General features: G+C 62.0%; 27 protein-coding genes. 5 read left to right on the top strand and 22 right to left on the bottom strand.

What is annotated here, in order from left to right:
- Positions 1–17: 17 nt before the first annotated feature.
- The 13 genes from J3P91_RS26110 to J3P91_RS26050 all read right to left on the bottom strand — a co-directional run bounded on the left by J3P91_RS26110 (position 18) and on the right by J3P91_RS26050 (position 9,282).
- Complete coding sequence (locus J3P91_RS26110) at positions 18–395, bottom strand: type III secretion protein HrpV (RefSeq protein WP_434602157.1); 378 nt, start codon at positions 393–395, stop codon at positions 18–20.
- Between the two features lie 6 nt (positions 396–401).
- Positions 402–611, bottom strand: coding sequence for an HrpT family type III secretion system protein (hrpT, locus tag J3P91_RS26105; protein WP_434571108.1), 210 nt, complete (start codon positions 609–611; stop codon positions 402–404).
- Entirely contained in the window at positions 608–2,758 is a 2,151-nt protein-coding gene (sctC, locus tag J3P91_RS26100; RefSeq protein WP_434602156.1) for a type III secretion system outer membrane ring subunit SctC, read from the bottom strand. The genes hrpT and sctC overlap by 4 nt, the downstream gene beginning before the upstream one ends.
- A complete protein-coding gene (locus J3P91_RS26095; RefSeq protein WP_434602155.1) occupies positions 2,751–3,176 on the bottom strand; it encodes a type III secretion system chaperone in 426 nt (141 codons plus the stop codon). The genes sctC and J3P91_RS26095 overlap by 8 nt, the downstream gene beginning before the upstream one ends.
- Entirely contained in the window at positions 3,163–3,387 is a 225-nt protein-coding gene (locus J3P91_RS26090) for a serine kinase (RefSeq protein ID WP_434602154.1), read from the bottom strand. Before J3P91_RS26090 ends, J3P91_RS26095 begins: the two co-directional genes overlap by 14 nt.
- A gap of 263 nt (positions 3,388–3,650) precedes the next feature.
- Positions 3,651–4,232, bottom strand: a complete 582-nt coding sequence (sctL, locus tag J3P91_RS26085; protein ID WP_434602153.1) for a type III secretion system stator protein SctL — start codon at positions 4,230–4,232, stop codon at positions 3,651–3,653.
- A complete protein-coding gene (locus J3P91_RS26080) occupies positions 4,210–4,797 on the bottom strand; it encodes a hypothetical protein (protein WP_434602152.1) in 588 nt (195 codons plus the stop codon). Before J3P91_RS26080 ends, sctL begins: the two co-directional genes overlap by 23 nt.
- Positions 4,794–5,669 (bottom strand): type III secretion system inner membrane ring lipoprotein SctJ, encoded by an 876-nt coding sequence (gene sctJ / locus J3P91_RS26075; RefSeq protein WP_434602151.1) that lies wholly within the window; start codon positions 5,667–5,669, stop codon positions 4,794–4,796. Before sctJ ends, J3P91_RS26080 begins: the two co-directional genes overlap by 4 nt.
- A gap of 13 nt (positions 5,670–5,682) precedes the next feature.
- On the bottom strand, positions 5,683–6,057 hold the full coding sequence (gene sctI / locus J3P91_RS26070; RefSeq protein ID WP_434602150.1) for a type III secretion system inner rod subunit SctI: 375 nt from the start codon (positions 6,055–6,057) through the stop codon (positions 5,683–5,685).
- A gap of 28 nt (positions 6,058–6,085) precedes the next feature.
- Positions 6,086–7,015, bottom strand: a complete 930-nt coding sequence (locus J3P91_RS26065) for a type III secretion protein (protein ID WP_434602149.1) — start codon at positions 7,013–7,015, stop codon at positions 6,086–6,088.
- 59 nt (positions 7,016–7,074) lie between these two features.
- Positions 7,075–7,284: a hypothetical protein gene (locus J3P91_RS26060; RefSeq protein WP_003206573.1), complete on the bottom strand. Its 210-nt coding sequence runs from the start codon at positions 7,282–7,284 to the stop codon at positions 7,075–7,077.
- A gap of 92 nt (positions 7,285–7,376) precedes the next feature.
- Positions 7,377–8,300: a sigma 54-interacting transcriptional regulator gene (locus J3P91_RS26055; protein ID WP_434602147.1), complete on the bottom strand. Its 924-nt coding sequence runs from the start codon at positions 8,298–8,300 to the stop codon at positions 7,377–7,379.
- 406 nt (positions 8,301–8,706) lie between these two features.
- Positions 8,707–9,282, bottom strand: a complete 576-nt coding sequence (locus tag J3P91_RS26050) for a DUF6436 domain-containing protein (RefSeq protein WP_434602146.1) — start codon at positions 9,280–9,282, stop codon at positions 8,707–8,709.
- Positions 9,283–9,390: 108 nt separating this feature from the next.
- On the opposite strand from J3P91_RS26050, the gene J3P91_RS26045 reads away from it, so the two are divergent.
- On the top strand, positions 9,391–10,338 hold the full coding sequence (locus J3P91_RS26045) for an alpha/beta hydrolase (protein ID WP_434602145.1): 948 nt from the start codon (positions 9,391–9,393) through the stop codon (positions 10,336–10,338).
- Positions 10,339–10,448: 110 nt separating this feature from the next.
- On the opposite strand, the gene J3P91_RS26040 is transcribed toward J3P91_RS26045, so the two are convergent.
- Complete coding sequence (locus tag J3P91_RS26040; protein WP_305498122.1) at positions 10,449–11,192, bottom strand: DUF2059 domain-containing protein; 744 nt, start codon at positions 11,190–11,192, stop codon at positions 10,449–10,451.
- A 140-nt stretch (positions 11,193–11,332) separates the two neighbouring features.
- Between J3P91_RS26040 and J3P91_RS26035 the strand changes: the two genes are divergently transcribed.
- Together J3P91_RS26035 and J3P91_RS26030 are read left to right on the top strand one after the other, a co-directional pair.
- A complete protein-coding gene (locus tag J3P91_RS26035; protein ID WP_305498123.1) occupies positions 11,333–11,965 on the top strand; it encodes a 2OG-Fe(II) oxygenase in 633 nt (210 codons plus the stop codon).
- 2 nt (positions 11,966–11,967) lie between these two features.
- A complete protein-coding gene (locus J3P91_RS26030; protein WP_434602144.1) occupies positions 11,968–12,459 on the top strand; it encodes a DUF523 domain-containing protein in 492 nt (163 codons plus the stop codon).
- A gap of 172 nt (positions 12,460–12,631) precedes the next feature.
- Here J3P91_RS26030 and J3P91_RS26025 read toward each other — a convergent pair whose 3' ends face one another.
- Positions 12,632–14,005, bottom strand: coding sequence for a GTPase/DUF3482 domain-containing protein (locus tag J3P91_RS26025; protein WP_434602143.1), 1,374 nt, complete (start codon positions 14,003–14,005; stop codon positions 12,632–12,634).
- The gene (locus tag J3P91_RS26020) at positions 13,998–15,365 is read right to left on the bottom strand and encodes a DUF2868 domain-containing protein (protein WP_434602142.1); all 1,368 of its coding nucleotides are present in this window, start codon (positions 15,363–15,365) and stop codon (positions 13,998–14,000) included. The genes J3P91_RS26025 and J3P91_RS26020 overlap by 8 nt, the downstream gene beginning before the upstream one ends.
- A gap of 77 nt (positions 15,366–15,442) precedes the next feature.
- Between J3P91_RS26020 and J3P91_RS26015 the strand changes: the two genes are divergently transcribed.
- On the top strand, positions 15,443–15,955 hold the full coding sequence (locus tag J3P91_RS26015; RefSeq protein WP_434571137.1) for a dihydrofolate reductase: 513 nt from the start codon (positions 15,443–15,445) through the stop codon (positions 15,953–15,955).
- A gap of 119 nt (positions 15,956–16,074) precedes the next feature.
- Here the strand turns inward: J3P91_RS26015 and J3P91_RS26010 are convergent, their stop codons facing one another.
- Positions 16,075–17,466, bottom strand: a complete 1,392-nt coding sequence (locus J3P91_RS26010; protein WP_434602141.1) for an L-cystine transporter — start codon at positions 17,464–17,466, stop codon at positions 16,075–16,077.
- Positions 17,467–17,707: 241 nt separating this feature from the next.
- Here J3P91_RS26010 and J3P91_RS26005 point away from each other — a divergent pair, with 241 nt between their 5' ends.
- The gene (locus J3P91_RS26005; protein WP_305498132.1) at positions 17,708–18,763 is read left to right on the top strand and encodes a haloacid dehalogenase-like hydrolase; all 1,056 of its coding nucleotides are present in this window, start codon (positions 17,708–17,710) and stop codon (positions 18,761–18,763) included.
- A gap of 220 nt (positions 18,764–18,983) precedes the next feature.
- On the opposite strand, the gene ilvD is transcribed toward J3P91_RS26005, so the two are convergent.
- From ilvD to J3P91_RS25980, 5 genes are all read right to left on the bottom strand, one after another.
- On the bottom strand, positions 18,984–20,825 hold the full coding sequence (ilvD, locus tag J3P91_RS26000; RefSeq protein WP_434602140.1) for a dihydroxy-acid dehydratase: 1,842 nt from the start codon (positions 20,823–20,825) through the stop codon (positions 18,984–18,986).
- Positions 20,826–21,092: 267 nt separating this feature from the next.
- Entirely contained in the window at positions 21,093–22,298 is a 1,206-nt protein-coding gene (locus J3P91_RS25995) for an MFS transporter (protein WP_434602139.1), read from the bottom strand.
- Positions 22,291–23,244: a diiron oxygenase gene (locus J3P91_RS25990; RefSeq protein WP_434602138.1), complete on the bottom strand. Its 954-nt coding sequence runs from the start codon at positions 23,242–23,244 to the stop codon at positions 22,291–22,293. The genes J3P91_RS25995 and J3P91_RS25990 overlap by 8 nt, the downstream gene beginning before the upstream one ends.
- Positions 23,241–24,323, bottom strand: a complete 1,083-nt coding sequence (locus tag J3P91_RS25985) for a SagB/ThcOx family dehydrogenase (protein WP_434602137.1) — start codon at positions 24,321–24,323, stop codon at positions 23,241–23,243. Before J3P91_RS25985 ends, J3P91_RS25990 begins: the two co-directional genes overlap by 4 nt.
- A 406-nt stretch (positions 24,324–24,729) precedes the next feature.
- Positions 24,730–25,926, bottom strand: coding sequence for a class I SAM-dependent rRNA methyltransferase (locus J3P91_RS25980; RefSeq protein WP_434571144.1), 1,197 nt, complete (start codon positions 25,924–25,926; stop codon positions 24,730–24,732).
- Positions 25,927–26,025: the final 99 nt, after the last annotated feature.

Here is a 26,025-nt window from a genome sequence, read left to right as displayed (position 1 = left end):
CCCTCGGCCACGGGCCTTCAGTAAGTAACCGAATAATCGTCAAGGTCTTCCAGGCCCAGCAACGACAATTGCCGGGACTGGATCTCGTCGAGCATCTGCGACGAGATCGGTGATTCGGGCAGCGCCTGCCAGACCACCAGCGCGCGCTGCGGATCGAGAAACAGGAACAGTTGCGCGTAGTCACTCGGGTGGGCAAAGCGTCGTTCGAGCGCCCGTCGCACCTGGCTCACGCCTATCGCCTGGCTTTGTATCTGTAACGCGAGCCCCAAGCTGTGGGGCTCGCGTCGCAGGCAGAACTCGATGCCTGGGGCTATTTCCCAATACGTCGCGATGCCGGCGATGATGTTTTTCTGAAAGGCCTGGCGGGTGCTTACGCTGTGTACCGAAAAAGACATACCGTTTCAGTTCTCCAGTGGAACGACCGAGTGGTCGAGCGGATGTTCGGGGGAGCCCAGGCCGCCGCGCATACCCGGCGACCACCAGATCACCAAGCGGCCGTTGTCGGGTTCGGCGCGGCTACAGGCATCGCCCTGGCAGCCCCAACGGTTTGCGCAGCCGGCGAAAACCGGCAGGCACAGCAACAAGACGAGCAGCATCGGGGTGCGACTCATGGCGTGATCCTCGCACTGGTTTGCAAGAGGGAAGAGCGCCCGCCACCTGGTGTGCGCTTGGGTTGTCTCATGACGACGAACACTTCGGTTTCCTCACCGGGCTCGAGCCACACCTTCGGCCAGGCGGAGGTGGCCATGGTCCAGCGGGTGCTGCAACTGGCCTCGTCGAAGCGCAACCGTCGGTCGCCATCGTTGCGCACCACGCCCACGGCGATGCCATAGTCCGGGCCGGCAAACCACTGGGCGCGCCCGGCGTCCAGCGATAGCCCCGGTTGCAACGCGCACAGCGTGTCGGCCGAGTAAGGAATCGAGGCGGCTTGCTTGAACGTCGGCGGAATATTGCCATCGGCCAATTGGGCGAGCACGTCGCTGATCTCGATGCGACCGATGGGGCGAGTGCCGTTGCGCCGCTCTTCCAGGCGTGCCATTGCGCTGTCCACCTGTTCACGATCGAGCTCGGAGATGTAGCGGGCCGGGTCGACCTGGTCGCCAATCAGACGGGGCGTCAGGATGAATACGCGTTCACGGCGGCTGGTCTCGCGGGTGGTCGAGGAAAACAGCAGCGGTCCGATCAGCGGGATGCGTCCGAGCCATGGCACCCGTTCGAGGTTGTCGCCGGTTTCCTCGGTATGAAAACCACCCACCACCAGTGATCGGCTTTCCCCCATCACCGCCTGCGTACTGACCACTCCTCGCCGAACGCTGGGCGTCTGCTGACCGACCTCCGAGGGCTCGATCTTGCCGTCTTCGATGTCCAGGAACATCTGGATCTGGTTGCGGCCGCCGGTCTCGATGGTGTGGGGCACGACCTGCAGGCTGGTGCCGGCCGTGATGGGCTCGACGGTGGCCACCCGTTCGCCAATGGCGGAGATGTACTCGGTCCGGCTGAAGTCGATGACCGCCGGCTGGTTTTCCAGGGTCAATACTGATGGATTCGCCACGACCGAGGCCAGGCCGCGACCTTCCAGTGCTCGCAGTTGCGCGGAAAAGTCGCCGTAGTCCTGGATGAATACCGTCGAGCTGGCGCCTGGGCGAATCATCGAGGCGCCGCCGATCAGATCGCCGCTCTCGACGTTCCAGTTCGACGCCAGCTCGGCCAGTTGGGTGCGGTCGATGTCGAGAATGATCGCATCGATTTCTACCAGTTTGCGTGGCACGTCCACGTCACGGATCAGCGGCGTGTAGATCTCCCGACGCTTGGGCGAGTCGTAGATGAGCACTGCGTTGTTGCGCACGTCGGCTTCGACGCGGATCCGACCGCGGCCGCCCTTGCCAGCGCTTTCCGGGCCTTGCACGCGGTTGGTGTTCGGGCGGCCCATGCCGCTCAATGCCAACTGCTCGATATTGCCCATCGTCATGGACTGCTGGGCCTGCATGTTCTGGAACGAGGCCTGGGGCGAGGTCGCCTGCATTCCACCGGACACCGCACTGCGACTTTCCAGCAGCCCTTTGAGGATGCTGGCAACCCCGGGAATCACCAGCGTATCGCCGCGGTACTTGATGCTCCGGTCGGCGGCGGTGGCATAGCGCAGCGGGAAGCTGATCACCTCCTGCTTCTCTTCAGGTGTCTTGCGCGCCTCGGCAAACTGCGCCACCAGGCGCACGTAGCGTTCCGGGCCGGAGACCAGCACTACGCCTTCGTCGGGTAACTCACCCCAACCGAAACGCGGGTCCAGCAGGCCGATGTCGGTCAGGGCTTGCTTGATGTCCGGCGCGGCATCGGCGGACACTTCCAGGCGCGTGGAGTCCTGGTTTTGCAAAGGGCTGACGTACAAGGTATTGCCGTACATGAACCACTGGAAACGATTTTCCAGACCGAGCCGGTCGAGGAATGCCTGGGGGCTTTCGGCGCGCATCCGGCCATCGACGCTGCCTTTCACGGTGCCATCGAGCACCAGTTGCACCCCGAAAGTATTGGCAAAGTCGCCAAGTACCTTGGGCAGGGGCGTGTTCTGGGCATCGTAGGCGTAGGGCGTGTTTTTCCAGTCGGTCGGTACCGCCGCTTCGACCGGCATGCCCGCGCCCAGCGCGCCGGCCAATGCCAGTGCAAGCAGCGATGTCTTGGTCCAGCGACGGACGATGGACCGGCGAAAGTGTACCTGGCCGGCGGCCATCGAGCGGTACGGTGCAAGCCACCTGTTAGGCATGGCGGATTCCTGTTCCGAGCGAGTGAAAGTGCGAGGGGCGTCGCGCCACGGCACGTTGTTCTTTATGGAGAATCGATTGCCAGGTGTCCCGCTGGTTGAGCAGCGCTTCGAGCACTTCGACCAGGTCGTCGATGTGCGCGTCTGTCGCCAGTTGCGCCAGTAGCCATAAACGCTCGTCCTGGGGCGAAAGGGCCAACGCACCGGGGAATCGCGAGAGGCTTGGCTGCGCCAGCCGCAGAAGGTCTTCCAGGGACCCTTCGTTGCCCGGCGGGAAATTCAACTCGACCGATACCAGCAGGCCGTCATCCAGCTTCTTGAAGATCGCTTCGCCATCATCGATGACGATGGCGAAATGTTCCGCGCCGTCGACGTCGGCTTTCCAGCGAGCGAGCTGTGTGCGCAGCTCATGGCATTGCATCGATGATCGCCTTGGCGAGGTTGTGGTGGGCGGTGGTCTGTTGAGTGGCCGCGTTCACCGCGACCGACATGCCGTTCATGCTGGTCACGAACGAGTGCATATCGTCGAGTGACTGGCTCTCGGCGGCGTTCATTGCAGCGTTGTTGACGTTGTCGCTGGCGCGTTGGAAATAGGTATCGAGACGGCGCTGGATGGCATCGGTAGAAGACATGGCGGTTACTCCGAGGTAAGCGTATTCACCGGATGAGTGGTGATTACGCCGATGACGGTTCCGCGAAAAGTGAGCAAAAGATCAGGAGGCGCGATGATGGATTCGTCAGACATCCGAATCCCCCGTGGCGAGGGAGCTTGCTCCCGCTCGGCTGCGCAGCAGTCGCAAAACCGGCCGATGCGGTCTGCCTGAATAAAATTTTAGCCCTGCTGCGCAGGGCAGCGGGAGCAAGCTCCCTCGCCACGGGTTCTGGGTCGTTTGGGCTACCGCTGCGGTTCTGGCAGGCGCAACGCTTCAACAGCCGTGGCCCAATCGAGCAGGAACGTGCCGCCTGGTGTTTCCAGCTTCAGCTGATGCGCCTCCATGCTGGGATCCGCCACCGGCGTCCAGGGACGTTCGCCAGATGAGCCCAGACTTTGGCTCAGCTTCGTCAAGTCGTCGGGATGACAACGAAGAGTCGCACTGACCGAATCATGCTGGCGTGAGGCAAGCTGACGAACGAGTGCATCGATGCGGGCCTGATCCGGGACTTCGCTCAACAGCGTTCCCAACGCCTCGTTGACCAACTGCGCGGCGCTGGTCTCGATCCGTTCCCACATGGCCTGGCGCTCGGCTTCCCAGGTGGCGAGCACGGTTTCGGCTGTTTCCCAGAACTGCGCCTGTGCCTGGAGCACTGCGGCGCCCGCCTCTTCGGCGGCACCCTGGATCAGCTGCGTGGCGTGGGCCTGGGCCTGTTCGAGAACGGCCTGTGCTCGGCCACAGTCCACCAGGGTTTCGCGAGGAATACAGGGTTGCAACAGGCCCTGGCCACCGGGACGTAGGTCAAGCGAGCGCCGAGCGAGCATCGTGCATCTCCGTTTGGGGGGGCGCTGGCGCCAGGCTTTGCTCGGCTTTCCAGCACGCGGACTGCCAGAGCGTGTTGAGCTTGGCGGAAGGTGGCCGTGGGGTGGGCTGCGTTTCGAGGGCAATGATCCTGCTGCGCGGGAAGGCCAGGCGAGTGCGCTCCCAGGTCCGCTCCCCCAGCCAGGCGCGCAGCAGTGCAAGCGGGTCGTGGCCGGGTTCGAGCCAATGTCCGGGGCGCAACGCCTTGGCGGTGCGCCCGCACCACGCCCGGTCCTGCGGCGAAAGCATGTCCATCGTCGTCAACGGCGAGCAGGTGTTCGCCACCAATTGGCAGGCCAGGGCCAAGGTTCGGGGCGTGCCGCAACAGAGTGACAACACCGCCGGGTCGGGCTGTGGCGGTGTGCACGGCGTCATGCCGAAACCGCGGGCCAAAGCGGCGTGATGCCCGCGGGCCAAGGCATCGATTTGTGGTCCGGTCAGCAGGCCGAGGACCGCTGGGTACCAGTCACGGTCTGCTTCGCGCCACGCCAGGCTCCACCAGCGAGCCCATTCAAGCGCCGCGTTCATGCAGCGGTCCCCTTGCTGTCAGGCTTGGCGCCCGGGTTCTTCACCGCGAACAGTGAAGGCGCCGTGCCGTTTTGCGCACCCGCTGGCGTTGCGCCCTTGCGCTCGAAGAATCGTGGCAGCACCAGTACGCCGTTGCGCCACAACCGGTAGAGGCCGTACGAGGCGCCCAGCAGGAGGGCGAGCAAGGTGAGGCCGGCCGCCAGGGTTACTCCCCGCCAATAGCCGATGTCGTCGGCCTGCATGAGGAACGGCCCGAAATACGCCATCTTGCGCCGTTCCTGATAAGCCGCCGCGGGAACGAAGACCACCGACAGCTTGGCCGGGTTCTGGGCCGCGTCAGCCATGCCGGGAATCCCGCTGGCGACCAGGTTGCGCACTCTCGGCGTGATGCTGTCAGGATCCAGCGCACTGGTGTGCTTGATAAACACCGAGGCCGACGCGGGCTGGACCGGCTCGCCGGGAGCGACCCGTTCCGGCAGCACCACATGCACCCGGGCGAGCACCACGCCATCGATTTGCGACAGTGTCGATTCGAGCTCCTGAGACAGCGCGTAGAGGTAGCGGGCACGTTCTTCCATCGGTGTGGAAATCACGCCTTCCTTGCGGAAGATCTCCCCCAGGCTGGAGCGCGATCGACGCGGCAGCCCAGCGGCTTCGAGAACCTGTACCGCGCTGTTCATGTCCGCTGGCTCGACCAGCACGGTCAGCCCGTCCTTATCGACCTGCTTGCTGGCCTCGACGTTCTTGTCCGCCAGTTCCGCGATCACTTCATTGGCATCCTGCTCGGAAAGATGGCTGTGCAGCGCTGTCCTCTCGTCGCATCCGGCGAGTAGCAGGCACAGCACTAAGGGTGAGAATGCGCGCATGAACATGACCGGCTTTCCCTTACTGGAGATTGGTGAGCTTCTCTATCGCCTGGGAGCCCTTGCTGACGATCTTTGCGGTCATCAGGCTTTCCAAGTGAAAGGAAGACAGCGACCGGTTGGACTGCAACATGTCCTGGGGATCGGCGGTGCGGATGGCCTTGAGCATGTCCCGGTTGGCGCGATCGTCCAGCCGTTGCAATTCGCCGGAGCGGCTGGACAACGAATCGATGATCCTCGCCGCGACATTGTTTTCACTGTCGGGTGCGGGGGCTTTTTCGCGCATTTGCGCGTTGAACCAGCTGACATCGCTGGTCTCGGCACTCGCCCGCGCATTGGCGCCAGGTTTGGTTGCGGTGGAAACCACGCTGGTGGTGTCGATGGCTTGTACGGTCATGGCATATCTCCGATTACAAGGTGGGCCTTCAGGCGTACATCAGCCTCAAGACGTTGCGAGCGCTACCCGTCACGCTCAGATGAAACTCGATTTCTTCCCGGCTGCGTCGACCGCGCCGTTGCATAGGCGGCTGCTGGCCGGACAGGCGGGCGAGAGCGAGGTCCAGTTCTTCCAGGGCGAGCTGGAACAGCCGTGTCTCTTGAGCCTCCAGCCATGCGCCACAGGCAATCCGTTCGGTCCATGTCCAGTTTTGCCCGTCGAAGCTCGCCGGTGGCGGGTATCGCGACGGGTGCTGGTCCATGAATGCCGCGACCTCGAGCAGCAGGTCCAGATCGTCCTGTTCATAACGCGCCTGGCCTTGCTCTTCGTCGATGTCCAGCAGGGTCAGCAGTTTCCTTCGGCCCAGCACCGCGATGATCTTGAGCAACAACGACAGGCTGGTGTCGTAGCGGTCGCGCCGCGTGGCGCGGTCTCCTTCCAGCTCCCAAGCGCCGAACAGCGCACCGCAGAACGGGTTGTTGGCGTTGCCGAAATCGCTCTGGCTGTCGACGTCGTTATCGCCGATGGGCTGCCGGCGGTGGGCGAGCATCTGCGCCAGGTCGTTGAACAGATCTTCGTTGGAATAGGCATCGTCGCTGTCGACATCAAGGGTGGATCCGGTACCTCCGTTGATCTCCTCGAGAATATCTTCGAGCACCAGATGCAGAGGGGCCTGGGTCTCGGCGGCCAATCTGTCCTGCGGGGTGGATAAACCTGACCGGGGCTGCCCGCCAGTCGAGCCGTGTTCGCTGCTCCATTGGACGAGCGACTCGCGCAGCCGATCGCTCGCACCGTGCAGCGCCAGGTGCTCGACGACCCGATCCGCCAGGCCGTTCGCAGGCGAGGCCTGGCGCAGTGTCGGGTCGTCACCGAGCAAATCTCTGGTGCTACGAAGGTTGTCTGGCGAATGGATCTGCATCGGGTTTCTCCCTCGACGCGCATGGGATTCCCCGCCGGAGCGGGGCTGGAGCGAGAGGGTCAGAAGCGTATGTTCTTGGATGCCTCCCCCATGGCGGTGATGGCCTTGGTCGCGGTGTCCATCGACCCTGCCGCGATTGCGTTCATGGTGTCGGCAACCAGTTTTTTCTGGTCGAATTGGGATTTCATGGTCGTCATCGCCGCCGACGTGGCGTCCATCTGTTGCATGGCTGCCGTGGAGGCGGCGAGAGAAGCTCCACCAAAACTCATAGTCGTATCTCCGGATTGTGGAATGGCGAGACGATCGTGAACGTCTCGACGAATAAGTGGCGACCGCTGCGAAAACGGTTCCACCAATCCACTCAGCTCGTCGATATTTGCAGGCATTTCATCCGGTAATAAAGCGTGCGGCGGGCGATGCCCAACTCGGCGATGACTTTATCGATGCAGTGATGGTGACGACGCATGCAGTCCTCGATGAGGATCTTTTCGAACTGCTGCAGGTGCTCTTTGAGCTTGAGGGTCGAGCTGTTGTGCTCCAGCTGCTCGGCGCGGGGCAGTGCCGGCAAGCCGAGCACGTAGCGCTTGGCGGCCGATTGCAACTCGCGGATGTTCCCAGGCCAGGCGTAGCCGAGCAACTGGCGCAACAGCGCTGGCGAAGGCGCGACGTAGGGCTGGTCGAGTGCCTGGGCTTCCCGGCGTACCAGGGATTGGAACAGCGGCACGATGCGTTCCTTGCGGCTGCGCAACGGTGGCAGCTTGAGGCTGATGATGTTCAAGCGGAAATAAAGGTCCCGACGAAACTCGCCACGCTCGACCATTTCCGCCAACGGGCTTTGGGCCGAGGCAATCACCCGCATGTCCACCTGGATGTTCTGAGTCGAGCCCAGCCGCTGCACAGTCCTCGACTCCAGGACACGCAGCAGCTTGGCTTGCAGCCCTAACGGCATGCTGTCGATCTCATCCAGATACAGCGTGCCGTTGTGCGCGGCTTCGACGAAGCCCGCGCGATTCTGGCTGGCACCGGTAAACGCGCCGGTATTGGCTCCGAAGAGTTGGCTCTCCGCAAGGGACTCGGGAATGGCGGCGCAATTGATGGCGACGAACTTGCCGGAGCGGCCGGACATGCGGTGGATTTTTTCCGCCAGCGTGTCCTTGCCAGTGCCGGTCTCGCCGCGCAACAGCACATCGACCCCTAGCGGGGCGACGCACTGGGCAAACGCCTCAAGATTGAGAGCATCCTCTTTCGTGGGAGTGGAAAGTGCAGCGCATAACAACTTTTGCATCACTGACGATTCCATTTTTTGTTTGGTTTAGGAGGGTCGACAAGTAAAACGATGAAAAGGCGTATCCAACTTCCTCGATATATAGCGCCGCCGCGCAATCGCAGAGAAAATCAACATCTTCTGTACGAGGGTTAGAGAAGCGATTAAAGAAAAGTTCACGTAGCGCCGACGGTTGTTAAACGATTCAGCTCGGCAGCCAGAACGCCCCGAAACCCCCTGCGCGACCGGCCTGGTTGGCGTCTGGAGCGAAAATCGGGGGATGTCGGAGGCTTTTCGAAAAATTGGATCCGACAAACGGTTCAGCGCCAGATCGCTGTTTGAGCAAGTACTCTAGAAAAGAGCAATAGCTCTGATTTTGTAAGGCGCCTACAGACGTTTAAACAATACGCATCGTAGTTGGGTTGGATTAGTTTGAGTTCGACCATGGGCAATAACAGCCGACCGCCAACGTATGAGTCGCATTAACTTCCCGGTCAATATTGAGTGCTTCGAGTATTGGCTCGATAAAGCTGTTGCTCGAGTTGCAAGTCAAGCCTTCGCTGTAAGGCCCGAAGTACGCCAGCTTGCCGCTGCGGTCCCAGATCGCCACGGCGGGGCTGGCGGGAATCTGTGCCGAGCCTGGTAACGTCGTCAGGGGCTTGAGATTGCTCAAAGTGCTGGGCAAGTGGCCTTGGCTGCCAGTCTTTTGTACGGCGTAGAACTCGACGCCTTGCGGCGCATATTTGTCGATCAGCTCGGAGAGGTGCTGCTGATTGCCAACGTTGCATGGGCAGGCCGGATCCCAGAAGTGCACCAGGCGGATTGCGCCCGGACCGGCGAGGTCGGCGGGCAGGCGCAACGGGTCTCCGGAAAACACCGCCGTGTGTTGACTGAACGCCCGGAGGAAACGCCCCTGGAACCAGTCGTAGGCGAACCACAGGATGAGGGCGCACGTCAGGGCGAGGAGGCTGGCAAGCAAGGTCGTGCGGTGGGACGGGCGCATGGAGTCGATCCTCTGAAGCCGCGTAGCTTGCCATGGCTGGCGCGACAGATGAATATCGCAGGCGTATAACGCCTGTTTTCGCGCGATGCGCATTTGCCTGGAATATTGATGCCCGCCTCCTTCGACCCCGATCACCTGCGCGCCAGCCTGCAACCCCTGGCGCAGTGGCAACCGCTGTCTGCGCAAGCGCAGGCCTACCAGCAATTCTATGGGCTGGACTTTCCGGCGCGCACCCTGCGCAGGGGCCTGGGACGTTTCGACATTGCCGGGTATGAACTGGTCGGCCAGGTCTGGTGGCCGGAAAAAGCCGTGGGGACGCTGTTCCTCTTTCACGGCTATTACGACCATATGGGGCTGTACCGGCATTTGGTCGAGTGGGCGCTGGATCAGCAATGGGTGGTGATCAGCTGCGACTTGCCGGGCCACGGCCTGTCCAGTGGCGAGCGCGCCAGCATAGGCGATTTCGCCGAATACCAGGCGACCTTGCGCGGCTTGCTGGCCGAAGCCGAGACCCTGGACCTGCCGCAACCCTGGCACCTGTGCGGCCAGAGTACCGGCGGCGCGATCGTGGTGGACCATGTGCTGCACCACGGCGCGGACAGCCCGGCCCAGGGCCAGGTCATCCTGTTGTCGCCCTTGGTTCGGCCACGGGCCTGGGGCTGGTCGCGCCTCAGTTATTACTTGCTCAAACCTTTTGTGAGCGGCATCGCCCGGCGCTTCAGCGAGAACTCCAGCGACCCGGGTTTCCTGCCGTTCCTGCAGGCCGATCCGTTGCAACCGCTGCGCCTGCCCACTGCGTGGGTCGGGGCGCTGGCGCAGTGGATCCGGCGTATCGAGGCGGCGCCGAGCAGCTCGCGGCAACCTCTGATCGTGCAGGGGCAGGCGGACATGACCGTGGATTGGCGGCATAACCTGCAAGTGTTGCGCGGCAAGTTCGATCGGCCGCAGGTCTTGATGTTGCCCGAGGGGCGGCATCACCTGGCGAACGAGACGTTGGCGATACGGCAGGAGATGTTTGGGTTTTTGAGCAAGCGGATGGGCCGGATTCGGCGGTGACCGGGCTATTGCATTCGCGAGCAGGCTCGCTCCCACAGGGTATTGGGTGTGCTGGGGGACCAGTGTGGGAGCGAGCCTGCTCGCGAAGACGATGCAACAGGCGCTGAAGATTACTGCCCCAGATTCTGCCCCACCGCCAACCCCGCCCGGATCGCCGCCAATGCCGCCTGATAATAAGCCTGGCCCTCGGCCGACTCGGCAAACGTGGCGAATTCTTCCAGTTCGGTATCCGTCAGGTCGCGGTAGACGTACAGCAACGTGTTGTTCAGGTCCGCGCCGATCTGATCCATCAGGCGCTGGCGCTGGCCGTTCAGCATGCCCTGGGCCTGGCCGCCGCCGAGCAGGCCGGGAATCATCGAGCTCAAGCTGTCGGCCGCCACGCCGGCAATCGCCAGGCTGACTTCGGCGCCGGCTTCGCGGGCAGGCAGGGCCTGGGCCAGGTGGCCGATGATCAGCAGGCGATTGTCGCTGGCTTGCATCTTCGGCAGGCCCTTGGCGTTCTTCGCCAATTGGTCGCGGCGGGTGGCGAGCAGTTCGGCGGCGACGACTTTGCGGCCCAGTGGCGACTGGAAAAAAGCCAGGGCCGGGTTCGGGTCGGCAAGATTGCTGCGCAGTTGCGCCTCGGCCCGCTGGTCCATGGCCTGGGGCGCGAAACGCTGGTTGCTGTTGTTCACCAGCGCCTGGAAGACCGCCGGCGGCAAGCTGCTCTGGTAGCGCTGCTGCGCGGCGCTCAAGGCGTCATTGAAATGCGCCCGCTGTTCCGGCCAGCCGGCGACCTTGTACAACTGGTCATAGCTGTCTGCCCAGGCGGGCAATACGCAGAACATCAACAGTGAGAAAAGCAAACGGCGCATAGGGACTCCTGTCAGCAGCCGACTATTCTCCGTGGGGGGCGGGGTCTTGTCGAGAATTCGTATCAAGTTCGTACGACGGTGCTGACAGGCGCAGCCAACCCGCTGCGCGGCGCTGTCGGTTTTGCAGGCACAGGAATACTATGCGCGCCATGCGAATACCTTCTGATCATCCGTTGCTGTTACGTATCGTCGATGACCTGGCCGAGCGCGGCTGGTCGCAGCAGAACATCTTCCTGCCGGATGCGCTCACCCGCGCGCTGGCGGCCGAATGTCGCCAGCGCGCCGCCGAAGGCGAACTGGCTCCAGCCGCCGTGGGGCGCGGGCCGTTTTCGGAAATTCGCGAAGGGGTTCGTGGCGATCGCATCCAGTGGATCGAGCCCGGCCAGGTCGAGGCCTGTGATCGTTACCTGGGGCTGATGGACAGCCTCCGCGAGGCCTTGAACCGGGGGCTGTTCCTGGGCCTGGAGGATTTTGAAAGTCATTTCGCCCTGTACCCGCCGGGCGCGTTCTACCTCAAGCACGTCGATCGCTTTCGCGATGATGACCGGCGCATGGTCTCGGCGGTGCTCTACCTCAATGACGCCTGGCTGCCCGAGCACGGCGGCCAGTTGCGTATGTACCTGGATGAAGGCGTGGAGCATGACGTGGTGCCCACGGGCGGCTGCCTGGTGGTGTTTCTGTCGGGGGATATACCCCATGAGGTCCTGCCGGCCACGCGTGATCGGCTGTCCTTGACCGGTTGGTTCCGGCGCCGTGGCAACGAGTTGTTCTGAACATGCAAAAGATCCTGGTCAGCCGCTGCCTGCTCGGCCATCGCGTGCGCTACGACGGTGGCGCCAGCGGGCCGTTCGACTTGCTCCAGCATTGGCTCGACGAAGGTCGGGTCGTACCGCTGTGCCCGGAAGTCGCCGGCGGCCTGCCCACGCCCCGGCCGGCGGCGGAGATTCCAGGCGGCCAGGGCGCGCGAGTGCTCGATGGCAACGCGGCGGTGATCACCACCGAGGGCGAGGATGTGAGCGCGCAGTTTCTATCCGGTGCGTACCAAGCGCTGGCGTTGGCGCGCGAGCACGGCATCCGCATCGCCGTGCTCAAGGCAAACAGCCCCTCGTGTGGCAACCTGCTGACGTATGACGGCACGTTCAGCGGGGTCAAGGTTCGGGGTGAAGGGGTGACGGCGGCATTGCTCAAGCGCAATGGGGTTCGGGTGTTCAGTGAACTGGAGCTGGCGGAAGCGGCGTTGGCCCTTGAAGCGCTGAGCGAGCTGTAGACGCGTGCGCGGTCGCTCTTGTGGCGAGGGAGCTTGCTCCCGCTGGGCCACGCAGTGGCCCCATTGATTTAGCCTGACCTACCGCAGTGTCTGGTTTTGGGGCTGCTGCGCAGCCCAGCGGGAGCAAGCTCCCTCGCCACGGGGGGGATGCTTGCCACGGGAGTTTTGGTGTCTAGAGTTGTTCAGCCAACAGCTCGATCTGTTCCTGTCGTTCTGCCTGGCTCAGTCGTGGCTGGGGATTCAACGACGACCACTGCGGATACGCCCTGGCCTTGCCCAGTGCTTCAGGCAGCTTGCCTTCGCGCCAGGTCTTGTCCTGGGGCGTGGCGATATGGATGCTCTCTATCGCCGCATGGCCACGCTGGTCGATGGCTTGCAGCAGTTGCCGTTGGCGCAGGGCCAACAGGCGCAGCACGTTGTCATCGACGCTCAGTTCCCGTTGGCCCTTGAGCTTGCCAATCAACCGGTCGCCATAGTTGCGGACCGTTTGCAGCGCGCCGCCGGCAATCGCCCCGGCGAGGGCGGCGGCGCCCAGGGTCAGGCCACCCACCAGCAGGTCGACACCGGCTCCGGCCGCCGCCCCGGCCGCAATGCCGCCACCGACCCGTACGCCCAATTGCTTGAGTGTGTCGGGGTTGAACAGGTCATCACCCCAGCGGCCATCCAGCAAGGGAAGATCGCTGGCCGCTGCATCCTGAGGGCGGAAAGCGTAGAGCTTGAGCAGGGCCTCGACACAACGCTGTTCGCGCTGACGCACCGCGTTGCGCAGTTCGCTGATGGCCTGGCGTTCCAGTTCGGCATCGCTGGCGACGCTGCGCCGGCAAGCGGCGCAATCGATCAGCAATTCGGCAATCAGCCGTCTGGCGCTCTGCTGGCGTGCCAGACGCTGGGCCTGTTGGTCCGCGATCAGCCGCTCCAATTGCCCGCGAGCGCTTTCCAGCAGCAACGCCAGGCTTTCATACAGACGTCGCTCGCCGTCCTCGGGCGGGGCGACGCTGTCGAAACGGACCAGCGCATGCAGGCCCAGCCGCGCCAGGGCTTCGCGCCAGTCGGCTTCACGGTGCTGGGCGCTGCTGACGAAATTGAGCACCGGCAGCAGCGGTTTGCCGCAACTGGCGAGGACTTCCAGTTCATCGCGGTACTTGGCCAACACCGGTTCGCGGGCATCGATCACATAAAGCCCGGCGTCGCTGGCGAGCAACTGCCGCAGCACCTTGGCTTCTTGCTCGAAGCGTTGTCGCGCCTCGCTGCCTTCGAGGAAGCGGGCCAGGCGTGCCGGGCCATCCAGGCGTTCACCGGGACGCTCGAGGCGTTCGAGATAATCGAGCAGGGCGATGGCGTCTTCCAGCCCAGGCGTGTCGTACAACTCCAGCAGCGCCTCGCCGTCCACCGACAGGCGCGCGCCTTCGACGTGACGGGTGGTGCTCGGGCGGTGGGAGACTTCGCCGAAGCCGACATCCCGGGTCAGGGTACGCAGCAGGGAGGTCTTGCCGACGTTGGTGTGCCCGACCACGGCGAGCTTCAATGGCTTGATGGATTCAGTCATGGCCCGTCTCCAGCCAGTTCAACGGCGCGCAGTCGGCGAACGGCAATTGCAGCTGCTGCAACGCGCTGTGCCAGTCACCCAGGCGCTCGGCATCCAGTGCTCCGCCGGGCGGTGCCTGCAACAGCCAGACGCGGGTGGCGCTGGCGCTGCGAGCCAGTTCGGCGATCAATGCCAGGCTGCCACGGTCTGGCGAGCGCCGGGGATCGCAGGCAATCGCCAGGCGCGCGGGCGGGAAGCGCGAAAGTTGTTCAAGCAATTTGTGGCGCGATTCGCGGCTGTCGAGGATGCCCGCGCTTTTCACGGTGCCCGGCAGCTTCGGCGGCCAGGGACGTTCATCCAGCTCGATCGCCACCAGCAGCGCGCCGTCGCTTTCCATGGCGCCCACGGCGCTTTCGACTTGATGCAATTGTGCGGGCGCGGCGTCATTGACGCCCAGGCGTTCGCTGCTTGGCATCAATCGCTCACGCAACTGAGCGTAGCCGGGCAGGTTCAAGTCCAGGCGCAGGCTGGCGCGGCCACGGCGCCAACGCCACAGGCACAACAGCGCCAGGCCCAGGCGCGGCAGCACGCCGTAGATCAGCAGCACGCCCACCAACCAGGCGGCCCAGGCCTGGCGGGCGCTTTCGATGTCCAGCGCGGCGTCGCCGCTGGCGCGGATCATCTCGACGCTCGGCACGCTGAAGCCCAGCAGGGCGGGCAACGCACCGAGGGCCTGAGTCATGGCGACGAAGGTCTCGCCACCGAGAATGGTGGTTTCCCATACGAAGCCATAGCGCCGGGTCGCCATCAGCAACAAAACGATGACCAGCGCGCTGAGCATCGCCAGCAACCACAAGCCATTGACCAGCACGCCGAGGGCCCAGCGGTTGAGCTTGTGCCGTTGCAGCAATAGCAGCAGCGCCGGCGCGAGTTGCGCGGCCTTGGCGTCGCGGGCGAGTTTTTCGCTGAGCCACAGCCACAGGCGGCCGAGCGTGGCGCCTTGCTCACCGGCGAACAGCAGGCCCAGGGCCCAGCCGACCAGCAGGATCAGGTTCAGCCCCAACAGGCTGCCCAGGGCCCAGAATACGTTGACCGGCGCGCGTCCATCGCCGAGGGCGGCAAAGCCCAGGCCGGCGCCGCTGGCCACGGCGAGCACGGCCAATGCGACCAGCGCCAGCCGCGCGCCTTGCAGCCAGTGGCGCAGGGCCTGGACGAGGCCATCGCGCTCGGCCAGCCAGTGGGCGCGATGACGGATGCGCGTGGACAGATCGCCGCCGCCCGCGCGGGCCAGGCGATTGGCTTCCTGGTCTTCGAGCGGGCCGGCATGTTCTTCACGCAGGCGTATCGTCTCGGTCAACCAGAGGTTTTGCAGTTCAGTCACGAGGGCTTCCGTTGCTCGAATGAGCAATCAGCATAACCGCTGTGGCGCCGGTCCGGGCCTCTGGTATCCTCGCCGTCATGAAAAAAACTCTTCCCTTAAGCCTGATCGCAGCCCTCGGTGAAAACCGTGTGATCGGCATCGACAACAGCATGCCCTGGCACTTGCCGGGGGACTTCAAATACTTCAAGGCCACCACCCTGGGCAAGCCGATCATCATGGGGCGCAAGACCTGGGACTCCCTCGGTCGGCCGCTGCCGGGACGCTTGAACATTGTCGTCAGCCGCCAGCCGGGCCTGGTGCTGGAAGGCGCGGAAGTCTTTTCTTCGCTGGAGGCCGCAGTGGAGCGGGCCGAAGCCTGGGCGCTGGAACAGGGCGTTGACGAGCTGATGCTGATCGGTGGCGCCCAGCTCTACGCGCAGGCACTGGAGCAGGCGGATCGGTTGTACCTGACCCGCGTGGCGCTGAGCCCGGAAGGGGATGCGTGGTTTCCGGAGTTTGCTTCGAGCCAGTGGAAACTTGTGTCGAACCAGCTGAACCCGGCTGAAGGGGACAAGCCGGCGTACAGCTTTGAGGTATGGGAGAAGCGCTAACAGCATCGCGAGCAAGCTCGCTCCCACATTGGATCTTTGGCGTACACGAATTCTGTGATCACTGCTGATCCATGTGGGAGCGAGCTTGCTCGCGATAGCTATTTCTCAGGCGGCGCTCATCAAGCGTGCACCAACTCCCCATGCTCCTCGGCATCGAGCAAGGCCTTGTCCGTCTGCTGCATCACCTGGCTGGTAATCGCCCCGGCGGTGATCGAGCCACTGACGTTCAACGCGGTACGGCCCATGTCGATCAACGGCTCGACCGAAATCAGCAGCGCCACCAGCGAGACCGGCAAGCCCATGGCCGGCAGCACGATCAACGCGGCGAACGTTGCGCCACCGCCGACACCGGCCACGCCCGCCGAACTCAAGGTCACAATGGCCACCAGCGTCGCGATCCACACAGGGTCCAGCGGATTGATCCCTATCGTAGGCGCGACCATGACCGCCAGCATCGCTGGATAGAGCCCGGCGCAACCGTTCTGGCCGATGGTGGCGCCAAACGATGCGCTGAAGCTGGCGATCGCCCGGGGAATGCCGAGGCGGCTGGTCTGGGCTTCGATACTCAGGGGGATGGTCGCCGCGCTGGAGCGGCTGGTGAAAGCGAAGGTCAGCACCGGCCAGATCTTGCGGAAGAAGCGCAACGGATTGATCCCGGCAGCGGACACCAGCAGGCCGTGGACTACGAACATCAGCCCCAGCCCCAAGTACGACACCACCACGAAGCTGCCGAGCTTGATGATGTCCTGCAGGTTGGAGCCAGCCACCACTTTTGTCATCAGCGCCAGTACGCCGTACGGGGTCAGCTTCATCACCAGGCGCACCAGGCGCGTCACCCAGCTTTGCAGGGTGTCGATGGCGTTGATCACCTTCTGGCCTTTCTCTGCGTCATCCTTGAGCAATTGCAACGCCGCGACACCGAGGAACGCCGCGAAGATCACCACGCTGATGATCGACGTCGGCTTGGCCCTGGCCAGGTCGGCGAAGGGGTTCTGCGGAATGAACGAAAGCAGCAGTTGCGGGATATTCAGGTTGGCGACCTTGCCGGCGTAATCGCTCTGGATCACTTGCAGCCGTGCCTGCTCCTGGGTTCCGGCCACCAGGCCTTCGGCAGTGAGGCCGAACAGGTTGGTCAGAGCGATACCGATCAGGGCGGCGATGGCGGTAGTGAACAGCAGCGTGCCGATGGTCAGGAAGCTGATCTTGCCCAGGGACGAGGCGTTGTGCAGGCGGGCCACGGCGCTGAGGATCGAAGCAAAGACCAGCGGGATCACGATCATCTGCAGCAACTGCACGTAGCCGTTGCCCACCAGGTCGAACCAGCCGATCGAGGCTTTGAGCACCGGGTCGCCTGCGCCGTAGATCGTGTGCAGGGCGATACCGAACACCACGCCCAGGACCAGCGCCAGCAGCACTTTTTTGGCCAGGCTCCAAGTGCTGTGACGGGTTTGCGCCAAGCCGTACAGCAAGGCGATGAACACCAACAGATTGAGGATCAGCGGTAGATTCATGAAAAACTCCGAAAGACTTTTGCCAGCCGCCAAGCGTCGCGACTGTGAGCCGGAAAGCCTAACAGCCTGATATCTAAAGAATTAATACTTAAAAAGAATGTTTACTGTCGCTTTTGGAATAAGGCGTTGACGCCCAGGGGTATGCCGCTGGCGTTATCGAGACGCAAGCGGTCGCGCACAGGCGGGATCTGTCACGGGCATTTGTTAGCGTCGAGCTCCTACAACCTGGGAGTAAATGTCGATGAAGCTCGTACCTCGCTTGCTCGCTGTCGCTATAGGCCTGGGCCTCGCCGGCCAGGCGCTCGCCACTGACCTCAAGCATTGGCCCGCGGAACAGGCCAAGGCGCTGGAAGCGATGATCGCGGCCAACGCCAACAAAGGTAATTACGCGGTGTTCGACATGGACAACACCAGCTATCGCTACGACCTCGAAGAGTCGCTGCTGCCGTTCATGGAGAACAAGGGGCTTATCACCCGGGAAAGCCTGGACCCGTCCTTGAAGCTGATGCCATTCAAGGACACCGCCGACCACAAGGAAAGCCTGTTCAGTTATTACTATCGACTCTGCGAAGTGGACGACATGGTCTGCTACCCGTGGGTGGCCCAGGTGTTTTCCGGCTATACCCTCAAGGAACTGAAGGGCTACGTCGATGAGCTGATGGCTTCCGGCAAACCGGTACCGACCACGTATTACGATGGCGACAAAGTGGTCCAGTACAACGTCAACCCACCGAAGATATTCACCGGCCAGGCCGAGCTGTACAACAAGCTGATGGAGAACGGCATCGAGGTCTATGTCATGACCGCCGCCTCCGAAGAGCTGGTGCGCATGGTTGCCTCGGACCCCAAGTATGGCTACAACCTCAAGCCGCAGAACGTCATTGGCGTAACCACGCTGCTCAAGGACCGCAAGACCGGCGAACTGACCACCGCCCGCAAGCAAATCACCAACGGAAAATATGACGAAAAGGCCAATCTGGGCCTGGAGTACACACCGTACCTGTGGACGCCGGCGACCTGGATGGCCGGCAAGCACGCGGCGATCCTGACCTATATCGACGAATGGAAAAAACCGGTGCTGGTGGCTGGTGACACGCCGAGCAGCGACGGCTACATGCTGTTCCATGATGTAGACGTGGCCAAGGGCGGCATCCACTTGTGGGTCAATCGCAAGGATAAGTACATGACCCAGATCAACGGCATGATGGCCAAGCACGCAGCCGCCCAGGCCAAGGAAGGACTGCCCGTGACAGCGGACAAGAACTGGGTGATCGTCAAGCCGGAAGATATCCAGTAAACCGGATCAGTTACGGCTTCCGTGGCGAGGGAGCTTGCTCCCGCTCGGCTGCGAAGCAGTCGTGAACCGGCGGGTGCGGTGTTTCTGATGCTCCGCATTTGGCGGATCTTGGGGCCGCTTCGCGGCCCAGCGGGAGCAGGCTCCCTCGCCACAGGGGACATCTCTGGTCCAATAAAAATGCCCCGCACTTGGCGGGGCATTTTTACGTGGCTCGGGGCGCTTACAACCCGTCAAGCATCGCCTTGTCGCGCACCGCGCCCTTGTCGGCACTGGTGGCGAGCAGGGCGTAGGCCTTGAGGGCGGTGGTGACTTTGCGCGGACGCACTTCCACCGGCTTCCAGCCTTTTTTGTCCTGTTCGACGCGGCGCGCAGCCAGTTCCTCATCGCTGATCAACAGATTGATCGAACGGTTCGGAATGTCGATCAGCACCTTGTCGCCATCGCGCACCAGGCCGATGGCACCGCCAGCCGCTGCTTCCGGCGAAGCGTGGCCGATGGACAGGCCCGACGTGCCGCCGGAGAAACGGCCGTCGGTCAGCAGCGCACAGGCTTTGCCCAGCCCCTTGGATTTCAGGTAGGAAGTCGGGTAGAGCATTTCCTGCATGCCCGGGCCGCCCTTCGGACCTTCGTAACGAATAATCACGATGTCGCCGGCTTTCACCTCGTCGGCGAGAATCCCGCGCACGGCGCTGTCCTGGCTTTCGAAAATCTTCGCGTTGCCTTCGAACACATGGATCGACTCGTCGACGCCGGCGGTCTTCACCACGCAGCCGTCCAGGGCAATGTTGCCGTACAGCACGGCCAGGCCGCCTTCCTTGGAGTAGGCGTGCTCGACGCTGCGGATGCAGCCGTTCTCACGGTCGTCGTCCAGGGTTTCCCAACGGGTCGACTGGCTGAACGCGGTTTGTGTCGGGATGCCCGCCGGGCCGGCCTTGAAGAAGTGATGCACGGCTTCGTCGCTGGTCTGGGTAATGTCCCACTTGGCGATGGCCTCGGCCATGGTCCTGCTGTGTACGGTTGGCAGGTCGGTGTGCAGCAAGCCGCCGCGGGCCAGCGAACCGAGGATGCTGAAGATCCCCCCGGCGCGGTGCACGTCTTCCATGTGGTACTTCTGGATGTTCGGCGCGACCTTGCACAGTTGCGGCACGTGGCGGGAGAGGCGGTCGATGTCGCGCAGGTCGAAATCGATCTCGGCTTCCTGGGCCGCGGCCAGCAGGTGCAGGATAGTGTTGGTCGAGCCGCCCATGGCGATGTCGAGGGTCATGGCGTTCTCGAACGCCTTGAAGTTGGCGACGTTGCGCGGCAACACCGACTCGTCGTTTTCGCCGTAGTAGCGCTTGCACAGCTCGACGATGGTCCGGCCGGCCTGCAGGAACAGCTGTTCGCGGTCGCTGTGGGTGGCCAGGGTCGAACCGTTGCCCGGCAACGCCAGGCCCAGGGCCTCGGTCAGGCAGTTCATCGAGTTGGCGGTGAACATGCCGGAGCAGGAACCGCAGGTCGGGCAGGCGCTGCGCTCGTACTCGGCGACTTTCTCGTCGGATGCGCTGGAGTCGGCGGCAATCACCATGGCGTCCACCAGGTCCAGGCCATGGCTGGCGAGCTTGGTCTTGCCAGCCTCCATCGGGCCACCGGACACGAAGATCACCGGGATATTCAGGCGCAAGGCAGCCATGAGCATGCCGGGGGTGATCTTGTCGCAGTTGGAAATGCACACGATGGCGTCGGCGCAGTGGGCATTGACCATGTATTCGACCGAGTCGGCGATGATCTCGCGGCTGGGCAGCGAATACAGCATGCCGTCGTGACCCATGGCGATGCCGTCGTCCACGGCAATGGTGTTGAATTCCTTGGCAACCCCGCCGGCGCGTTCGATTTCCCGTGCAACCAGTTGGCCCAGGTCCTTGAGGTGAACATGGCCTGGTACGAATTGCGTGAAGGAGTTGGCAATGGCGATGATCGGCTTCTTGAAGTCGTCATCCTTCATCCCCGTGGCGCGCCACAGGGCACGGGCGCCGGCCATGTTGCGGCCATGGGTGGATGTTTTCGAACGGTAATCAGGCATGGAGCACTCCGGGCGGCTAATCAGGTACTTATCAGGTATCAATGGGGAAGTGAGCTTCTGTCGACGTCTGGAACACTCTGGGTTGGCCGTGAGTCCGGACGTGGCTGATGACTTTGCAGGATCGCTGCGCGCCTCAGCATGAGCTCATAAACCCGCCGGGGATGAATGGCGATGAATGTCGCGATTCTACACCGCTGGCGTCAGGATGAAATGACGCAAAGCGCCGATCGAGACCAATCTCGCGCCTGGAATGACGACTGGCAGCGTTCAGTCGGGCAACAGCCCCCCGTCACGTTGCCGGACCAAGGCATTGAGCGTCAGCCCGAGCAGGCTGAGCAACACCAGACACAGGGCCAGGGCGACTTGCAAGTCCAGCGGGATGAGGCTGATCACGGCACTGGTCAGCCCGCCGACGATGAACACCAGTACGCTACCGGCCGAGGCGGACGTGCCGGCCTGTCCCGGAAACAACGTCATGGCTTGGTTGTTGGCTGCCGCCCGGGCGATGGTCGTCCCGGCGGTGCATACGATCATGGGTAGCAACAGAGTGGTCACCGACAAGCCCAACTGGTTGGCGAGCCCCAGCATCAGAAGGCCAGCGGCGAGGATCAGGCCCAGCCCCGTCATGATTTGCGTCTGCGGGTCGATCCGGTTGCTCAGCATGGTCGCGATGAGGCCGCCGCCAATGTAGGCCAGCCCATAGCCGAGCAGTACCAGCGAAAAAGCCTCGGGTGATAAGTGCAACTGGTCTATCAGGATCAGCGGTGAAATGACGATGAATGAAAAATGGCAGGAAAAAGCCAGCGCCGAAATCAACCAATAGGCCAGGAAGCTGAAGTCACCGAAGACCTTTCGATAGGATGCGACGAAGTTGAAACGCCTGGGATGACTGTCGACCCGAGAGTGCTCAAGTAAACGACAGACGCTTGCGAACACCCCAATCGACAGTGCAGTGAACACCAGGAAACTGCCTCGCCAACCCATCCAGCTTTGCAGCGCAGTGCCCGCCAGGGGCGAAAAGGAAATGAAAATACCGCCGCAGGTGACCAGCAAAATTCGCAGCCGCTGCTGTTCCTGGCCGGTGAACAGGTCCTGGATCAGCGCTTGGGACAGGACGAAACAACCGCATCCCAAGGCCTGGATGACACGGAAGAACAGAAAGGACCAGTAGCTGTCGACGAGCACGCAACCCGTTGCTCCCACCGCTGAAATGGCGATCCCGATCAGCAGCAGGTTTTTCCGCCCCATGACATCGGAAAGCGGGCCGATCAGCAGTTGCGAAAGAGCGATGCCCACCGCGAACAGGCTAACGGACAGGGCAATATCGGATGAGGGACTTTGAAAATGCTCGGACAGTGCAGGGAATGAGGGCAACACCACATCAATCGGGAAAACACCGAGCAATGTCAGCGTCAGCAGTAAGCCGACGGTAGCGGCTTTGCGGGCGTGTGGAAGGATTATGGTGTCAGCCATCGATAAGCCCCGCTTGGGAGAAAAGCTGCCGGTTGTGTTCGTTGTCAAAGAAGCGCGCCTTCTTCATGGCCGCGAACGTTGATACCGCACCGGAGCGAAGGCGTTGGGAGTGGGCGTCCGGTTGTAGGAAGTCGGCGATGATCTGAAAGGATGACTGCTCGTCGAAGCCTACGCTGGCGAGGCTGCGCATCAGCCAGGGCACGTCTGGCTCGAAATAAAGCTCGATGATCTCCAGCAGCATCCTTGCGGCCTGATCGTGTTGTGTCGGGGCCAGGGCTGTCCAAAAAAACTGGAACACCTCGCCAAAGTAGCGACTGTGGCGTGCCTCGTCCTCGAGATGATTCCTGAGCATTTGGTACACCGTGGAAACCAGGCTATCGCATGTGATGGCTAGTAGTTCTTTGGCGATTATTGTTTCCGAGACGAATCCCATCAGGAACCACGCAAGTGGGCGATCCGCCGGACTGATGGTGTTAATCATGTCTAACAGCCGGTCAATGCGTCTCGGCGTTTGGCGATCGTCGATGTCATATATGGCCGCGACCTGTTCCGCTACTTCATGGGAGAACAGTGCGTGATAGCCTTCGTCGGTATAGAGCTGCAGCGCGGCAGTTTTCATCATGTTCGGAATCGTCACGGCAAGTTCGCCATGAGCGATAGTCTCCACAGAACGATTGACGATGCGGTGCTCCAGCAGCGTGGTGTAGTCTAAAAAATACACCAAGTGATTGGCCTCAAGACGTTGAGCGACGGAACGTCCAGATGCCTGGATAAGTGGGTGTTGAATATAGGAGATGAAAGTTGGTGGGAACCAGCCTTTGCTCAACAGTTGTTGCTCCAGATCCTCGGGAAGGCGGTAGTCGTCCTTGCGCACTCGCACCGTTGCCTTGTTATTCCAGTCGCCCAAGGTGTAGCAAGGCGTTTGGGTAAAGGTTGAGCCAGTCATGAGACCATGTCCTGGTCATCGGCCAATATCCTCAACACTTCGCAGTGCACTTGCCCATCGCCTTGGCCGCAACCGACAAAAAATAAAGGTTGTTCGGGGCTTTCTTTAAGACCCAGCAGTTGTTCCACTTTGCAGTCGGTTAGCGCTCCAGTCAGCCACGTATCGAGCCCTAAACCAGTCGCGACCATCAGGAAAACCTGCGACACGTGCCCTGCCTCTATGAAGGCCATTCGATAGGTGCGGGAGTGTTCGTACTTCCACCAGAGTTTGTCGAAGCGGGAGGTTAGGAATAGCCCGAATGGCAGCGTATTGATGAAATGTTGTCCGCCTAACAACAGGCCCAAAGGTTCAGTTGGTAGAGGCCCGATCAGGCCCAAGGCATGCTCATCCGGGTAATAACTGTAGACACCGCTCTGTAGCCCCCCGACGTTGCGAACGTAAAGGTAGCCTTCGCAGGCATTCAGGCCTCCCCCAGAAGGGCTGCTGCGTCGCGCGCCTAAGGCTTCGGGTTGGGCAGCGCCCTGAACGAAATGACGTTCGCTCAGATAACCCAGGGTCAGATAAAGCAGGGTGCTGACCTGCTTAAGCGAAATGGATTCTTCGCTGAATGAGCGAGACGTGCGGCGGCCAATAAGCGTCTGCGTCAGCGAAACGTCCAGCAGGTCCGGCCAAGAGCAGGGCGCAAGGAAAATTAGCTTGTCCAAGTCCGGTTTTGTCTTGGCTGAAGGTGCCGGCGACGAGAGAACCTCGTTGCAATGTTCAAGATAAATCGCTGCCCATTCATGCACATCTTGAGGAACAGCTTCGCAAGGAATATTTTTTGTGCCGATATGGAATATCTTAGACAGTGGATCCCATTTCCAATCTATAGGCTTCCTGGGTTCTGTTGTTAATATCTCTGCGTTCAAAAAATCGACATCAATGGGGTTGAGATTGTCGAATAGGGTGGGGTCGCTGATGAGTTGAGCTAGGCGCGTTGAATAACTAAGATCAAGTTCATGTTGAGTGTGATGTTCATAGTTCCAAATAATCTGGTGTGGCGGGTGCGCAAGTATAAATAGATAAGGATTTATATGCATTAATATAGGCTCCGCTGTGGTTCGGAGTTTGAATGGGGCTGGGTTGCCGGCACACCTCAGCCCCACACGTCACTTACTTAGCGGCTTTTTGAAACGATCAGGCTCGCCAGGTTTGCTATTTTATTGGTTTCCAGATGGACTGTTTTCATGATGCGGTTCCTTTTTTTTATGATGTTGTATTTGCAGAGGGTGTCACTTGTGTTGTGGCAATTTGATCATAGTTGCTGATTGATAATTGGCAAATAAATTCCGCGTAGGAAAGTTCCAATAATATCGTGGGTAATTTCCTACGATATATATTCATCCCCGAAACTTTCCAAAGGCGCAAAAAAAATCGCAGCCAAGGCTGCGATCAGATTGTTAATGGATGAGGGCCACAGCGCTACGGCTGTGGCCCCGCCCGGCCTCAGCTATTAGGCAGCAACCGGCAGGTGATGCTCTTGATGTAGCGCGTCTCGGCGATCGCCGGGTGTACCGGGTGATCGGGGCCCTGGCCGCCGCGTTCGAGCAGTTGGATGTTGCGGTCCAGGTGACGGGCGCTGGTCAGCAGGATGTTCTGCAGATCGTCTTCTGGCAGGTGCATCGAGCATGACGCACTGACCAGGATGCCGTCCTTGCTGAGCAGGCGCATGGCCTGTTCGTTGAGGCGGCGGTAGGCGCCTTCGCCGTTCTTCAGGTCTTTCTTGCGCTTGATGAAGGCCGGCGGGTCGGCGACGATCACGTCGAAACGCTCTTCGCTGGCCTTGAGTTCCTTCAAGGCTTCGAATACGTCACCTTCAATGCAGGTCAGCTTCTCGGCGACGCCGTTCAGCGCGGCGTTGCGCTCGACGCCGTCGAGGGCGAAGGCCGAGGCGTCGACGCAGAATACTTCACTGGCACCGAACGCCGCGGCTTGCACGCCCCAGCCGCCGATGTAGCTGAACAGGTCCAGAACGCGCTTGCCCTTGGCGTAGGGTGCCAGGCGCGCACGGTTCATGCGGTGGTCGTAGAACCAGCCGGTTTTCTGGCCTTGCATGACCGGCGCTTCGAATTTCACGCCGTTCTCTTCCAGGGCGACCCACTCCGGGACGAGACCGAAGACGGTCTCGACGTAGCGCTCCAGGCCTTCGGCGTCGCGTGCCGCGGAATCATTCTTGAACAGGATGCCGCTAGGCTTGAGCACCTGGGTGAGGGCGGCGATCACGTCGTCCTTGTGGGCTTCCATGGTGGCGGAGGCGATCTGCACCACCAGGATGTCGCCGAAACGGTCGACCACCAGGCCCGGCAGCAGGTCGGAATCACCGTAGACCAGGCGATAGAACGGCTTGTCGAACAGCCGCTCGCGCAGGGACAACGCCACGTTGAGGCGATGCACCAACAGGGATTTGTCCAGCGCCAGCTTCACGTCGCGGGACAGCAGACGTGCGCAGATCAGGTTGTTCGGGCTCATCGCAACGATGCCCAGCGGCTTGCCGCCGGCGGCTTCGAGGACCGCCTGGTCGCCGGCCTTGAAGCCGTGCAGCGGGGTGGCGGCCACATCGATTTCGTTACTGTAGACCCACAGGTGGCCGGCGCGCAGGCGACGGTCGGCGTTGGCTTTGAGGCGCAGGCTGGGCAGGGACATTGACGTCGCTCCGGAAAAAAGAGCGGGAGTATACCGTGTTGCAACCCTTGCGGGGCCGGCGGTGGTCATGTGGCGAGGGAGCCTGCGCTGCTCGCCTCG

This window comes from Pseudomonas sp. Z4-7, from assembly GCF_051131965.1.
Taxonomy (GTDB): Bacteria; Pseudomonadota; Gammaproteobacteria; order Pseudomonadales; family Pseudomonadaceae; genus Aquipseudomonas.
The sequence above is the reverse complement of the archived record's forward strand: the minus strand, read 5'-3'. Positions and strand labels throughout refer to the sequence as shown.

What these genes read in the sequence shown, in the direction of transcription:
- J3P91_RS26110 (WP_434602157.1), bottom strand. Translation starts at nt 395, where the DNA reads ATGTCTTTTTCGGTACACAGCGTAAGCACCCGCCAGGCCTTTCAGAAA.
- hrpT (WP_434571108.1), bottom strand. Translation starts at nt 611, where the DNA reads ATGAGTCGCACCCCGATGCTGCTCGTCTTGTTGCTGTGCCTGCCGGTT.
- sctC (WP_434602156.1), bottom strand. Translation starts at nt 2,758, where the DNA reads ATGCCTAACAGGTGGCTTGCACCGTACCGCTCGATGGCCGCCGGCCAG.
- J3P91_RS26095 (WP_434602155.1), bottom strand. Translation starts at nt 3,176, where the DNA reads ATGCAATGCCATGAGCTGCGCACACAGCTCGCTCGCTGGAAAGCCGAC.
- J3P91_RS26090 (WP_434602154.1), bottom strand. Translation starts at nt 3,387, where the DNA reads ATGTCTTCTACCGATGCCATCCAGCGCCGTCTCGATACCTATTTCCAA.
- sctL (WP_434602153.1), bottom strand. Translation starts at nt 4,232, where the DNA reads ATGCTCGCTCGGCGCTCGCTTGACCTACGTCCCGGTGGCCAGGGCCTG.
- J3P91_RS26080 (WP_434602152.1), bottom strand. Translation starts at nt 4,797, where the DNA reads ATGAACGCGGCGCTTGAATGGGCTCGCTGGTGGAGCCTGGCGTGGCGC.
- sctJ (WP_434602151.1), bottom strand. Translation starts at nt 5,669, where the DNA reads ATGTTCATGCGCGCATTCTCACCCTTAGTGCTGTGCCTGCTACTCGCC.
- sctI (WP_434602150.1), bottom strand. Translation starts at nt 6,057, where the DNA reads ATGACCGTACAAGCCATCGACACCACCAGCGTGGTTTCCACCGCAACC.
- J3P91_RS26065 (WP_434602149.1), bottom strand. Translation starts at nt 7,015, where the DNA reads ATGCAGATCCATTCGCCAGACAACCTTCGTAGCACCAGAGATTTGCTC.
- J3P91_RS26060 (WP_003206573.1), bottom strand. Translation starts at nt 7,284, where the DNA reads ATGAGTTTTGGTGGAGCTTCTCTCGCCGCCTCCACGGCAGCCATGCAA.
- J3P91_RS26055 (WP_434602147.1), bottom strand. Translation starts at nt 8,300, where the DNA reads ATGCAAAAGTTGTTATGCGCTGCACTTTCCACTCCCACGAAAGAGGAT.
- J3P91_RS26050 (WP_434602146.1), bottom strand. Translation starts at nt 9,282, where the DNA reads ATGCGCCCGTCCCACCGCACGACCTTGCTTGCCAGCCTCCTCGCCCTG.
- J3P91_RS26045 (WP_434602145.1), top strand. Translation starts at nt 9,391, where the DNA reads ATGCCCGCCTCCTTCGACCCCGATCACCTGCGCGCCAGCCTGCAACCC.
- J3P91_RS26040 (WP_305498122.1), bottom strand. Translation starts at nt 11,192, where the DNA reads ATGCGCCGTTTGCTTTTCTCACTGTTGATGTTCTGCGTATTGCCCGCC.
- J3P91_RS26035 (WP_305498123.1), top strand. Translation starts at nt 11,333, where the DNA reads ATGCGCGCCATGCGAATACCTTCTGATCATCCGTTGCTGTTACGTATC.
- J3P91_RS26030 (WP_434602144.1), top strand. Translation starts at nt 11,968, where the DNA reads ATGCAAAAGATCCTGGTCAGCCGCTGCCTGCTCGGCCATCGCGTGCGC.
- J3P91_RS26025 (WP_434602143.1), bottom strand. Translation starts at nt 14,005, where the DNA reads ATGACTGAATCCATCAAGCCATTGAAGCTCGCCGTGGTCGGGCACACC.
- J3P91_RS26015 (WP_434571137.1), top strand. Translation starts at nt 15,443, where the DNA reads ATGAAAAAAACTCTTCCCTTAAGCCTGATCGCAGCCCTCGGTGAAAAC.
- J3P91_RS26010 (WP_434602141.1), bottom strand. Translation starts at nt 17,466, where the DNA reads ATGAATCTACCGCTGATCCTCAATCTGTTGGTGTTCATCGCCTTGCTG.
- J3P91_RS26005 (WP_305498132.1), top strand. Translation starts at nt 17,708, where the DNA reads ATGAAGCTCGTACCTCGCTTGCTCGCTGTCGCTATAGGCCTGGGCCTC.
- ilvD (WP_434602140.1), bottom strand. Translation starts at nt 20,825, where the DNA reads ATGCCTGATTACCGTTCGAAAACATCCACCCATGGCCGCAACATGGCC.
- J3P91_RS25995 (WP_434602139.1), bottom strand. Translation starts at nt 22,298, where the DNA reads ATGGCTGACACCATAATCCTTCCACACGCCCGCAAAGCCGCTACCGTC.
- J3P91_RS25990 (WP_434602138.1), bottom strand. Translation starts at nt 23,244, where the DNA reads ATGACTGGCTCAACCTTTACCCAAACGCCTTGCTACACCTTGGGCGAC.
- J3P91_RS25985 (WP_434602137.1), bottom strand. Translation starts at nt 24,323, where the DNA reads ATGCATATAAATCCTTATCTATTTATACTTGCGCACCCGCCACACCAG.
- J3P91_RS25980 (WP_434571144.1), bottom strand. Translation starts at nt 25,926, where the DNA reads ATGTCCCTGCCCAGCCTGCGCCTCAAAGCCAACGCCGACCGTCGCCTG.